The 12077-nt window shown below is 61.6% G+C and carries 9 protein-coding genes; 6 read left to right on the top strand and 3 right to left on the bottom strand.

The features are described 5' to 3' along the window. Nucleotides 1-25 precede the first annotated feature (25 nt). Nucleotides 26-778 carry an SDR family NAD(P)-dependent oxidoreductase gene (locus QTA57_RS02850; protein WP_290153474.1) on the bottom strand — a complete coding sequence of 251 codons (753 nt, stop codon included), beginning with the start codon at nucleotides 776-778 and terminating at the stop codon, nucleotides 26-28. A gap of 295 nt (nucleotides 779-1073) precedes the next feature. On the opposite strand from QTA57_RS02850, the gene QTA57_RS02845 reads away from it, so the two are divergent. The 5 genes from QTA57_RS02845 (at nucleotide 1074) to QTA57_RS02830 (ending at nucleotide 7061) form a co-directional block, all read left to right on the top strand. Next, nucleotides 1074-1478 carry a rhodanese-like domain-containing protein gene (locus QTA57_RS02845; RefSeq protein ID WP_290153473.1) on the top strand — a complete coding sequence of 135 codons (405 nt, stop codon included), beginning with the start codon at nucleotides 1074-1076 and terminating at the stop codon, nucleotides 1476-1478. A gap of 211 nt (nucleotides 1479-1689) precedes the next feature. After that, nucleotides 1690-2325, top strand: a complete 636-nt coding sequence (locus QTA57_RS02840) for an ImuA family protein (protein WP_290153471.1) — start codon at nucleotides 1690-1692, stop codon at nucleotides 2323-2325. Next, a complete protein-coding gene (locus QTA57_RS18285; protein ID WP_330696747.1) occupies nucleotides 2273-2827 on the top strand; it encodes a Y-family DNA polymerase in 555 nt (184 codons plus the stop codon). The genes QTA57_RS02840 and QTA57_RS18285 overlap by 53 nt, the downstream gene beginning before the upstream one ends. Beyond that, nucleotides 2785-3759, top strand: a complete 975-nt coding sequence (locus QTA57_RS02835; protein WP_330696746.1) for a DUF6504 family protein — start codon at nucleotides 2785-2787, stop codon at nucleotides 3757-3759. Before QTA57_RS18285 ends, QTA57_RS02835 begins: the two co-directional genes overlap by 43 nt. Continuing rightward, complete coding sequence (locus tag QTA57_RS02830) at nucleotides 3759-7061, top strand: error-prone DNA polymerase (RefSeq protein ID WP_290153469.1); 3303 nt, start codon at nucleotides 3759-3761, stop codon at nucleotides 7059-7061. Before QTA57_RS02835 ends, QTA57_RS02830 begins: the two co-directional genes overlap by 1 nt. Before the next feature lie 5 nt (nucleotides 7062-7066). Here QTA57_RS02830 and QTA57_RS02825 read toward each other — a convergent pair whose 3' ends face one another. Both QTA57_RS02825 and QTA57_RS02820 read right to left on the bottom strand, forming a co-directional pair. Continuing rightward, the gene (locus QTA57_RS02825) at nucleotides 7067-10210 is read right to left on the bottom strand and encodes an efflux RND transporter permease subunit (protein WP_290153467.1); all 3144 of its coding nucleotides are present in this window, start codon (nucleotides 10208-10210) and stop codon (nucleotides 7067-7069) included. A gap of 4 nt (nucleotides 10211-10214) precedes the next feature. After that, entirely contained in the window at nucleotides 10215-11354 is a 1140-nt protein-coding gene (locus QTA57_RS02820; RefSeq protein ID WP_290153466.1) for an efflux RND transporter periplasmic adaptor subunit, read from the bottom strand. Nucleotides 11355-11442: 88 nt separating this feature from the next. Here QTA57_RS02820 and QTA57_RS02815 point away from each other — a divergent pair, with 88 nt between their 5' ends. After that, nucleotides 11443-12054, top strand: a complete 612-nt coding sequence (locus tag QTA57_RS02815; protein WP_145212580.1) for a TetR/AcrR family transcriptional regulator — start codon at nucleotides 11443-11445, stop codon at nucleotides 12052-12054. Nucleotides 12055-12077 lie beyond the last annotated feature (23 nt).

Raw genomic sequence — 12077 nt, 5'->3', positions numbered from 1 at the left:
CGCCGATCCCAGTCTTCATTCAGGCTTAGCAGGTGTAATTCAGGCCAAGCCGCCCGCCATCGACATAGATCGTCTCACCGGTCACATAGCTGGCCTTGGAGCTCGCCAAAAATGCAACTACATCGCCCACCTCCTGCGGGCTGCCGACCCGTTTCAACGGTGTGCGCGACAGAACGCGCTCTAAAGCTTCGGGGTTCGCATTCACACCGGCCATCATTGCGGTGTCGATAGAGCCGGGTCCAACCGCATTGACCCGAATGTTATGGGGCGCCAAAGCCAGAGCCGCGGCTTTGGTCAGCTGCATCACGCCACCTTTGGAGGCTGAATAAGCCGCAATCGCAGGAATCGACACCACCGCATTGACCGACGACATGTTCACAATCGACCCCTCAATACCCTTGGTGACCATGGTTTTTGCCGCGCGTTGCAAGGCCACGAAAGTGCCTGTCAGGTTGACGTCGATAACCTTCTGAAAACTCTCCAGGGACAGGTCGAGGAACTCCGCAGGCATGGCGATGCCCGCGTTGTTTATCAGGATCGAGACGGGCCCATGCTCGGCTTCAATCGTGTCAAACATCGCGTTGATCTGCGCCGGGTCGCTCATATCGCAGGTAAGGCCGACCGTGCCGCCGCCCAACGCCTCCGCTGCGGCTGCCACGCCCTCTGCATTGACATCGGCAAGGATCAGCTTGGCCCCATCTGCGGCCAATGCTTCGGCGCAGGCATATCCGATGCCTTGGGCACCACCGGTCACAAGGGCAATAGGTTGATCACTCATCTGGCTCTCCGTTTCGTCTTGGGGCCGCAGGGTTGCGGTCTATTGGATCGGCATCCGTTGGGATGACGGCTGATCGAGTGTTACCGTCCTCGATTGTTTTTCGCCAGTTGCCTGGCTGATGAATGTTGTCTGATAGAAGCTCGCCCGAAGAGACCGGTTCGGCCCCGTTACACATCAATCAGGGGCCAAATCGTGGGCTTGGGGTGCGCCTTGATATCTGGCCGATATGTTGTTGAGATGAGGTGCTTGGGTCAGTGTTCAAGAAACTTATGCCATATGGCGGAACAGGAAGCGGATGCCGAATTTGAAAACCAGCGCGGCCGAAATGGTGGCCGCAGCGCGGGCGCGGATCAAAGAGATTGAGACGCGGGATTTGATCGCGCAGATGGAGGACCCCAACCTGGTGATTGTCGATATTCGCGACGTTCGCGAGCGGCAGCGCAGCGGCTATATCCCCGGTAGCTTTCATGCCCCGCGCGGCATGCTGGAGTTTTGGATTGATCCGCAAAGCCCATATTTCAAAGAGATCTTCGGCGAAGACAAAACCTTCGTCTTCCACTGTGCCTCCGGCTGGCGCTCAGCGCTCAGTACGGCGACCTTGCAAGACATGGGCTTTGACGCGGCGCATTTGCGCGAGGGGTTCTCCACCTGGGAAGCGCAAGGCGGCCCCGTTGAGTTTCCGGCGTCTCACGAGAAATAGGGTCGCTCGGGCGGAGCCGAGTTCCCGAGACACGGATGTTGTCGCTGCGTTGAGCAATGTGCCAATGCGGTCCTCTTCCCTGTATGCTGATGCGATTTGACTCTGGCGGCAGAATCATTAGAACAAAAGAAGAACAAACCTTGGGCGACTCGCGTGTATGGCGTCACTTGTTTCCACACTCAAAGCACAATCCCGACCGGCCCGGACGCGGATGGCCGATCTGTGCCGGCGCAACGGGCTCTCCGATTTGTTCCCGGAAACGGCCTGCGATGCGGGCGCGGTCGGGTTCCTTCTGGCGACCTTGCCGCGCGGGCAGGGGCCGGTGCTTTGGGTGCAAGATCGGGTCTCGGCCCGCGAGGCGGGTGTGCCTTATCTGACCGAGGTGCAAAGCGGTGTGCCGCTGCTCCGGGTGCAGGTCGGGCGCGCGGCGGATGTGTTGCAAGCAATGGAAGATGGTCTGGGCTGCGGGGCCTTGGCCGCCGTGGTGGGCGAGATCTGGGGCGACCCGCCTGCGCTCAGCTTCACGGCCACCAAGCGCCTAGCACTTCGGGCCGACAGCAACGCCTTGCCCTGCTGGTTGGTCCGCCGGGCGGGGGCACCCAATTTGAGCGCCGCGCGCAATCGCTGGCGGGTTACCTCCGCCCCGTCCGCGGCGCATCCAGACGATGCCAAAGCCCCAGGGGTGCCCCGCTGGCATGTGGACCTGTTCCGTTCGCGACAGGCCAAGCCGGGCGATTGGATGGTGTCGTATGACCGGGCGGCGCATCGTCTCGATTTTTCTGCCACATCTGGCGATGGAGCGCTGGCAGAAATGGGCCGCGCAGCAGGGGAGCGCGACGCCGGATGATTTGCCCCTGGCCCTGGCGACCGAGGGCGCTCATGGCCCGGTGATCCATGCCACCAACCGGGCCGCGCGCTTGTCGGGGATGCGGGTGGGCGAACGGGTTGTTGATATGCGCGCGCTCTGCCCGGATTTGCAGGTTGAACAGGCGGATTTGGACGGCGACCGGCGGGCGTTAGAGCGACTGATGCTCTGGACCCGACGCTGGTGCCCCTGGACGGTGACGGATGGGGCGGATGGGCTGATCCTGGACACCACGGGCTCGGCGCATCTCTTCGGTGGTGAGGTTGCTTTGTTGCGCGAGATGGAAGAGCGGCTGGCCGGGCTGGGCCTCAGCAGTCAGATCGCGATGGCCCCCACCTGGGGCGCGGCCTGGGCACTCGCCCGGTTTGGCCCGGTCCGTGCGATTTGCGCCAAAGGGCAGGAGGCCGAGATGCTGCCCCCTTACCCGTGCGCGCCTTGCGGTTGGAGGAGAAAACCGGGCTGCTCCTGCATCGCTTGGGGCTGAAAACCATCGGTGATCTGGCCGCGATCCCGCGCCTGTCGCTGACCCGCCGCTTTGCCCGGGCTGAGTTGGACGGCAATCCGCTGATGCGGCTGGATCAGGCCATGGGCCGTGCGTCCGAGCCGATCTCCAGCCCCGATGCGCCGCCGGTTTTTCGCACCCTCGCGCGTTTGGCGGAACCGATCCAAGACCCAACGCCTCATCTGCCGGAGCTTTGCAAAGCGCTCTGCGCACAACTGGCCGGGGAGGGGATGGGCTGCCGCAAATTGCGCCTGACGGTCTATCACACCGATGGCGAGTTCAGCACGATCACGGCGGCCATGTCGCGCCCGAGCCGGGAGGCACGACATCTGGAGCGTCTCTTTGAGGGTAAATTGGAGCGGATCAACCCGGGCTTCGGCTTCGATCTGATCACGCTGGAGGCGGGCGGCGTCGAAGAGCTTGTCATCGCGCAACATCGCTTGGAGGGCGGGGCAGAAGACGATCTTGACCTTGCGCGCCTGATCGATCGGCTGGTGGCCCGGTTTGGCGCGTCCGCGGTGACCCGGCCCACGCCGTGGGCCAGCCATGTGCCGGAACGGGCCCAAAATTGGCAAAGCGCCATGGCCGCCCCGACCGCGCCGGTGAGCCCACCGGCCAGGGACAGACCCTTACGCCTCTTCGAGCATCCTGAAGAAATCCGCGTGCTCTACGCTGTTCCCGAAGGCCCGCCTGCGCAATTCATCTGGCGGCGGCAGACCTTGCATGTCACCCGCTATGCGGGACCAGAACGGATCGCGCCGGAATGGTGGAATGACCGGCCCGGCACCCGGCTTCGCGATTATTTCAAGGTTGAGGATCAAACCGGGCGGCGGTTTTGGCTCTATCGCGAGGGGCTGCATGGCGATGGCCGGGGCGGCGCGCCGCGCTGGTTTCTACATGGGGCGTTTGCCTAATGCCGCAAAATGATCATCAACATAAACGCCGAACGCTGGAGACTGACGGCCTGACCCCTAACCAGCGCGCGGCGTATGTGGAGCTTGGGGTGACCAGTTGCTTTTCCTTCCTCTATGGCGCGTCCGATGCGGTGGATCTGGCCGCAACGGCTTGGGAACAGGGCTATGACGCGCTTGGCATCGCCGATCTGAACACGATGGCGGGCGTGGTCCGGCTCCATGCGGAAGCGACCAAAGCGCATATCCGCCCGGTCATTGGCTGCCGGGTTGCATTGATCTCGGGCGAGACGTTCTTGGCTTATCCGCGCAACCGGATCGGCTATGGGCAACTCTGCGCGCTGCTTTCTAAGGGGAAGATGTCGACGCCCGACGGTGAATGGCAGGAAAAGGGCGCCTGTCAGATCACGCTGAATGACCTTGCGGCGCATGCGGATCAGATACAGTTGATCCTTGTGCCGCCAGAGAATTTGCATGACTTGGCGGTGCAACTGCGCCAGTTGGCCCGTCGCTTGCCGACGCTCCGCCATATCGCCGCCAGCTATCTCTATCGCAGTGATGACCGGGCGCGGATCAACCATTTGGACCGGTTGGCGCGGCATTTTGGACTCTCGATCCTGGCCACCAATGATGTGCATTACCACGCGCCCGACCGGCGGCCATTGCAGGATGTGATGACCTGTATCCGCGAGAAAACCACCATCGACCGGGCCGGGTTCCTGCTGCACGCGAATGCGGAGCGGCACTTGAAATCACCGTCTGAGATGATCCGGCTCTTCGCGGACTGGCCCCATGCGATCCGGGCGACGCGGGAGGTGGCCGATGCCTGCGCCTTCTCGCTCAATGAGTTGCGTTATGAGTACCCCGAAGAGACCGTACCCCAGGGGCAAACGGCGGATGCGTATCTGGCCGAACTGACCTGGGCGGGCGCGGCCAAACGCTACCCAAAAGGTATCTCGGAGAAGGTTCGCGCCACGCTCCAGAAAGAACTCGCGCTGATCTCCAAGCTCGATATTTCGCCCTATTTCCTGACCATCCGCTACATCGTGCATTATGCCCGCAGCATCGGAATCTTATGTCAGGGGCGCGGTTCGGCTGCCAATTCCGCGGTGTGTTTCTGCCTTGAGATCACCTCCGTCGACCCGGATCTGAACGACGTGCTGTTTGAGCGTTTTATCTCCGAAGAGCGCCGCGAGCCGCCCGATATCGACGTCGATTTCGAACATGAACGCCGCGAAGAGGTGATCCAGCATATCTATGAGAAATACGGCCGCGCCCGTGCGGGCCTCTGCGCCACGGTGATCCATTACCGCCCGCGTATGGCGATCCGCGAGGTGGGCAAGGTCATGGGCCTCTCCGAAGATGTGACCTCGGCGCTGGCCAAAACCATCTGGGGCAGTTTCGGGCGGGAGATCGGCGCGAAAGAGGCCGAAGAGGCGGGGCTTGACCTGAACGATCCGCATCTGTCACGTGCGATCAAACTGGCGGATCAGATGATCGGTATGCCGCGCCATCTGGGCCAGCATGTGGGCGGGTTCATCCTGACCCAGCATCCGCTGATCGAGACGGTGCCGATTGGCAATGGCGCGATGCCGGATCGCACTTTCATCGAATGGGACAAGGACGATATCGACGAGTTGGGCATCTTCAAGGTCGATGTTTTGGGCTTGGGCATGCTGACCTGCATCCGTAAAGCCTTTGATCTTCTGAAAGCCCATTATGACACACCGCTGGAGCTTGCCTCGATCAAAGAGGGCGATGAGGCGGTGTACGATATGCTCTGCCGGGGCGAGTCCCTTGGCGTGTTTCAGGTCGAAAGCCGGGCACAGATGAACATGTTGCCGCGCCTGAAACCGCGCAAATTCTATGATCTGGTGATCCAGGTCGCGATTGTCCGCCCCGGGCCGATCCAGGGCGATATGGTGCATCCCTATCTTCGGCGGCGCGCGGGGAAGGAACCAGAAGATTATCCCTCGCCCGCGCCGGAATTCGGCCCGCCGGATGAGCTGAAACAGATTTTGGGCCGCACCTTCGGTGTGCCGATTTTCCAGGAACAAGCGATGAAAATCGCCATGGTTGCGGCGGAGTTTTCCCCCGAGGAGGCCAATCAACTGCGCAAAGCCATGGCGACCTTTCGCGCCAAAGGTATGGTCAGCGATCATAAGGAAAAGATGGTCGGGCGGATGGTCAAACGCGGCTATGATCCGGAGTTTGCCGCGCGTTGTTTCAGTCAGATCGAGGGGTTTGGCGAATATGGCTTCCCCGAAAGCCACGCCGCCAGTTTCGCGCATCTGGTTTATGTGTCGAGTTGGCTGAAATGCCATCACCCGGATGTCTTCTGCGTGGCGCTTCTGAACTCGCAACCGATGGGCTTTTATGCGCCCGCGCAGATCGTGCGGGATGCGCAGGAGAACGGCGTGGAGGTGCGCCCGCCGGATGTGAATTTCTCGGAATGGGATTCGACCCTTGAGCCCATCGCACCTGGGACATTCGCCGTGCGCTTGGGTCTGCGCCAGGTTGATGGGATGAAAGAAGACGCGGCGCTGCGGTTGGTGGCGGCGCGACAGGGGCCATTCACCGATCTCGAAGACCTTAAAACCCGCGCGCGGTTGGATGCGGGCAGCTTGCGCCGCCTCGCCGCTGCGGATGCGTTTCGATCCATGGGGCTCGATCGCCGAGCCGCGCTCTGGGACGCCGCCGCTTTGAAGGACGCGCCGAACCTGCCGCTTTTCACCGCCCAGGACACCCGGGATGAAGGGGCCGAGACCCGCGTGGCGCTTCCCACCATGCCGGTTTGCGAACATGTGGTGGCGGATTATCAAACCCTACGTTTGTCTCTGAAAGCGCATCCGCTCTCCTTTCTGCGGAAAAGCATGGCCAACCAAGGATTTATCTCAACAGAGACCCTGGCGCGCACCCATAATGGCGAGCAGGTCTCAATGGGCGGTATTGTGTTGGTCCGCCAACGCCCAGGCAGCGCCAAGGGCGTCTGTTTCATCACGATGGAGGATGAGAAAGGCATCGCCAATCTGGTGATCTGGCCCAAGGTGATGGCCGCCTATCGCAAGGTGATTATGCGGTCCCGATTAATCGTCGTGCATGGCCGGGTGCAGCGTGACGCCGATATCATCCATGTGGTGGCGGAGCGATTGGAGGACCGCACCGATGCGTTAAGCCGCTTGGCGAATGACCCGATGCCGGTGCCGCTGGCCCATGCCGATGAGGTGCGCCGTCCCGTGCCGGAGCCCCGAGCCGGGCACCCGCGCAATGTGCGGATCATCCCAAAATCTCGGGACTTCCACTAAGGGCCTCATTCGGCTGCGTGCCGCAGGATCAACGGTTCCGATGTTTTTGTTCGCGACGCAACGATGGCCGTTTTCTGACGCTCACGATAGAGAAGCGCGAACATCGGCGGGGTGAAGTAAAAGGATACCACCGTCGACAACAACACGCCGCCTGCAATCGCCACCGCGAAAGGCGGCCAGAACCCGCCGCCCTGCAGGATCAGGGGCAGGAACCCGCCAAAGGTTGTGATCGTTGTCGAGGTGATATGCCGGCTCGACCCGGTCACCACGCGGGCCATCGCGGCCTTGTCGCCCGCCGCCGCCTCCGGGTCGGCTTTCAACCCGGTTAAAATGATGATCGCGGCGTTGATCGAGACGCCGATGGACCCGATCACCCCAATGATCGCATTGATTCCAAACGGATACTGCATCACCGCCAATGCCAGCATGGACAGACCCGCCGACAAGCCGCAGACAACCAACGCCACAGCGGTCAGGCGGAAGGAGTTGAAGGTCAGCGCAATCGTCGCGATGGTCAGCGTGACGATCACACCAATCGAGGCCAAGAGATTGCCCACCGTGCTGGACCGTGCATCGGAATCGCCGCCCAATTCCATCCGGTAGCCGGGGGCGAGTTGAAATCCGGCCTCGTCCAAAGCGGCCAGTACGGATTGTAAAGCCTCTTCCGGCAAAACGCCGGGCACAATGAAGGCCTGCACTGTATTCGCGCGTTCCCCGTTGAACCGGGTGATGACGCTTTCGGCGGGTTCCAAAACGGGTGTTGCCAATTCCGAGAGCGGTACAGCCGGAAACTGCCCGCTGGCTGAAAGCGTGGCCGCACTGGGCAGCAGAATTGGTAAATCAGAAATCGCCGCCAGATCGCCCCGCGTGTCGGTATCGAACCGCGCCCGCACCGGCAATTGTTCGGTGCCTTCCACCAGTGAGCCGCCGGTGACCCCAACCAACCCAGCCTCCAACTGGCGCGCAATATCGCTCACATCCAGACCGAGAAGGCGCGCAGCCACTTCATCGATTTCAAAACGGACTTGCGGCGCGCCGCCTGTCACACCGGCGCGCACTTGGGTGGTGAGATCAAGATCCGCCATGATTGCGCGCAATTCATCGCCCTGCGCCCGTAGCAGGTCCAAATCGGGGCCCACCAAACGCAACTCGACCGGTGCCGCCACGGGCGGGCCTTGAACCAGACCGCGCACGGTGATCCGCGCATCCGGAAAGCCAAGATCTAAACGTTCTTGAAGCTCAGGCACCATCCGGGCCGATGCCGCGGGCGAAGCCGATGTGATCATCGCCTGGGCATAGCCCGGTTCTTGCGACCGTCCGCCGGTGATATTGTAGTAGAAGGCCGGGCCGGATTGCCCGATGGACCAATAGACCGAGGCAATATCAGGTTCGCCCTGCAATATGGCATCAATCTCCATGCTGATTGCCGCGGTGTCTGAGATCGCAGTGCCGGGCGGCATTTCGACCTCCAGATAGAATTGATCCCGATCCACACCTGGAAAGAACTGTGCAGTGAGAGTCGGGAAGGCGGCAAAACCCAACACTGGCAGGATCAATGAAACCGCAATGGACTTCACCGGGTTCCGGACCGCCCAGAAGACAGAGGCTTCAAACACCTTGGCGAGAGTGGGCCAACTGACCCCTTTGCTGAGAAAACTGCCCCGTCCCGCCGCGGGAAGAACCCATCCCGCTAGGGCGGGGGTCACGGTGAGGGCCACGAAAAGCGACCAGAGCAGCATCAGGACCACCGCAATTGCAATCGATCCCACGAAATCACCTGCCGGGCCGGGCAGAAGGATCATGGGTGTAAATGACAGCGCCGTGGTTACGGTTGATGCCAAAAGCGGCGCGGCCAGCCGTTTCACCGCATCGCCGACCGCATCAATCCGCGCCATGCCACGGGCGAGGCGCTGGCGAACCTCATCCGACATCACAATGGCCGCGTCGACCAAAAGGCCGAGTGCGACGATCAACCCGGTGACCGACATCTGATGGATGGGCAATCCGATGAAGTTCATCGTTGCAAGCGTTGCCAACGACACGACCGGCAGAACCAGAGCAACCACCGCAGCGGCCCGCACCCCGAGGGTCACGAACAACACCGCCACGACCAGCGCCACGCCGATCGCCATATTGGTGCCAACTTCGGCCAAACGATCCGCCGTATAAGTGCTTTGATCGAACATCAGCACTTCCGAGAGGCCGACCGGCACGGCATCGCTTCCAGCGGCCAGTTCCTCTCGGACAAACCCCATCCAGCGGTCGATTTGGACGCCGTCTTGCGCCAGTACGCCGACCAAGATAGCAGGGCGGCCATTGGCGAGGGCAAGTTCCGTTGCCGGGTCGCGGGGCGCACGCGCGATCTGCGCGACATCCCCCAGGGTGACACTGGCCCCTTCGGCATTCTCGCGCAGCACAACGTCGCGCAATCTTGCCAACTGCTCGATCTCGCCGGAGATATTGATTGTCAGATCGCTGCCGCCGCCCTGCAATCGGCCCGCCTGGACCTTGCCATCGGCCGCCGCAATTCGCGTGGAAATCTCGTCGATGCTTAAGCCAAGCGCCGCAGCGCTGGAAGGGTCGACCTCGACCAGAACTTCTTCTTCGGGTGTTCCGAAAAGATCAACCGCTCGTGTTGATGGAATGGCGCGCAGACGGCTGGCGAGTGTCTCCGCATGGCGATACGCAAGGCTCAATGGCACCGCGTCATGATCGGACGTCACCGCGATCACGGCGGAATAGGCCGAGATGCCTTCTGCGTTGAACTCCGGGGCTTGGACGCCAGCGGGGAAGGTCCGCCGCGCGTCTTCCACGGCGTCGCGGGCTTCGGACCAGACCTGCTCGATGGTGGCCTCGTCGAGCGTCTCCAACAGCTCGATCGATACCACCGACACACCCGAGCGTGACACCGATTCCAGCGTGTCGACCTCGGCAATTTCGCGCAACTCTGCCTCGATTTCGGCGGTGACCAGGGCCTCTACGCGCGCCGGGTCGGCGCCGGGAAAGCTGGTTGTGACCGTCGCGAAGAGATTGGTGATGGTCGGGTCTTCCTGCCGTCCAAGGGATAGGAATGACGACAATCCCGCCGAGATCAGCACCAACAGAATCAAGGCGACGAGTCGCGGCCGTCGGAAGGTGAGCGTTTCCATTGGTTCAGCTCTCGCTTGCGATGCGAACGGACTGGCCGGGGGTCACCCGATGCGCGCCTTCGCGGATCAACCGCGCGCCCGGTTCGAATGATCCCCGCAGAAACACTCGGTCAGATTCCGCATGAAGAACTTCCACCGCCGCATGCCGCACCACGTTACGTTCATCCACCACCAACACGGTCCAAAGGCTGCCTGTCCCTTCTTGTAGGGCATCAAGCGGAACCCAGACGCCGGGTGTTTCAATGCGGTGGTCTATCACGATCGACGCGGTCTGACCGAAGGCCGGCACATTGTCAGAGGTGAACTCAAACAAGGCGGTGCGGGTGCGCGTTACCGGGTCGATGTCCGGACGAATTTGGACCAGCCGGGCGGGGAAGCGGGCTTGGTCAATCTCAATCTCAACCGCCCCCAAACGCGCCATCTCTACAGTGAGCGGAAGGCCGACGCGGAGACGGGGTGTGGTTTGATCCATCAGCGTCATCAGAGATTGACCCGCCGCCAATGTCTCGCCGCCATCAACCGTTTGCGCGCCGACCCGGCCTGCGAAGGGGGCGAGCAAAACCGATTTTTCCAATCGGATGTCAATTGCCGCGATGGCAGCATCGGTTTCCGCAATGCGTGCGGTCAACTCGTCGCGCGTGGCTTGCGATTGATCGACCCGGGCTTGGCTGGCGAAGCCTTGATCGGAAAGCGCGGCATTTCGTGCCAGTTCACGTTCGGCAAAGCTGCGCTGCGCTTCAAATGCATCGCGTGCCGCGGACAGGCGGGCGCGATCAGCGTCGAGAAGCTCGGTATCAAGCCGGGCCAAGACCTGCCCTTCGGTGACGTGGTCGCCCTCGTCGACGGAAAGGATTTCCAACCGCCCGCCCAACTCGAACGAAAGAGCCACGGATTGCTGCGCTTCGATTTGCCCGGTGAACTGTCGTGAGATCGCGTAGCCGGTCGTTGGTGTCAGACGCAGAATATCGACCGGCGTAAGCGCCGCCGCTGCGGGCGCCTCGGTTGCCTCGGCCCGGTCGGCCAAGGCATCGGCACCCAATCCGACGCCTAGCGCGGCTCCGGCCAGGACAGCGAGGGTTAAGGCGGTTGAGGCGATCCACCGGACAGAGCGGCGAAACGGGCTTTGGTGGGCGGAAGGTGTCACGGCGTCATCCTCGCAATGTTAGCGCCTCTAACATAAGTTAGCACTTCTAACTTTGACAAGGGTTACGATGTCTGAAAGAAATCGGATCATGAAAAATCATCCCCAAGCCCCCAAACGGCGCAGCTATCATCACGGTGATCTGCGGGCGCAATTGGTTGAGGCGACGCGGGCCTTGGTTGAGGAAAAGGGCCCCGACCATTTCTCGGTTTCTGAGGCATGCCGGGTTGCCGGAGTGTCAACGGCCGCGCCGTATAAGCACTTCAAAGATAAGGATGAAATGCTGGAGGCCGTCGCATCGGCTGGGATGGCGCGTCAATATGTGCAGATGCAGACCGCCTTGGCGGATCTCCCCAAAGGCAGCATCGATCGGATTAGTGCGATCGGTCGTGTCTATGTCGATTTCGCGACTGAGGAGCCGGGCGTTTTCCGCCTGATGTTTGGCTTGGCCAAGGACCATGCAGACAATGCCAATCTGGTCTCGCAAGGCGAAGGGACCTTTGGATTGGTCTGCCAGGAGGTCGCCGATTTTCTGCGTCATGATGAGGTTGGCCCAGAGGCGGTTCGACGGGCCTTCCTCCTCTGGAGCTTCGTGCATGGCCTGTCGTTTTTGATGATCGACGGTAAGATCGAGATGATGGGGCTCGATATCGATAAAGACAGCTATCTCGCCGAAATTGGCGCCCGCGTTTTGCGCGATTGATCGCGCCAGCACGTCAGAGTTGC

Source organism: Fontisubflavum oceani (assembly GCF_030407165.1).
GTDB classification, from domain to species: Bacteria; Pseudomonadota; Alphaproteobacteria; order Rhodobacterales; family Rhodobacteraceae; genus Rhodophyticola; species Rhodophyticola oceani.
This window is presented reverse-complemented; position numbering and strand designations above follow the sequence as displayed.

Excerpts from the sequence above, each read along its gene's own strand:
- QTA57_RS02850 (WP_290153474.1), bottom strand. The coding sequence starts at position 778 with ATGAGTGATCAACCTATTGCCCTTGTGACCGGTGGTGCCCAAGGCATC.
- QTA57_RS02845 (WP_290153473.1), top strand. The coding sequence starts at position 1,074 with ATGCCGAATTTGAAAACCAGCGCGGCCGAAATGGTGGCCGCAGCGCGG.
- QTA57_RS02840 (WP_290153471.1), top strand. The coding sequence starts at position 1,690 with ATGGCCGATCTGTGCCGGCGCAACGGGCTCTCCGATTTGTTCCCGGAA.
- QTA57_RS18285 (WP_330696747.1), top strand. The coding sequence starts at position 2,273 with ATGGAGCGCTGGCAGAAATGGGCCGCGCAGCAGGGGAGCGCGACGCCG.
- QTA57_RS02830 (WP_290153469.1), top strand. The coding sequence starts at position 3,759 with ATGCCGCAAAATGATCATCAACATAAACGCCGAACGCTGGAGACTGAC.
- QTA57_RS02825 (WP_290153467.1), bottom strand. The coding sequence starts at position 10,210 with ATGGAAACGCTCACCTTCCGACGGCCGCGACTCGTCGCCTTGATTCTG.
- QTA57_RS02815 (WP_145212580.1), top strand. The coding sequence starts at position 11,443 with ATGAAAAATCATCCCCAAGCCCCCAAACGGCGCAGCTATCATCACGGT.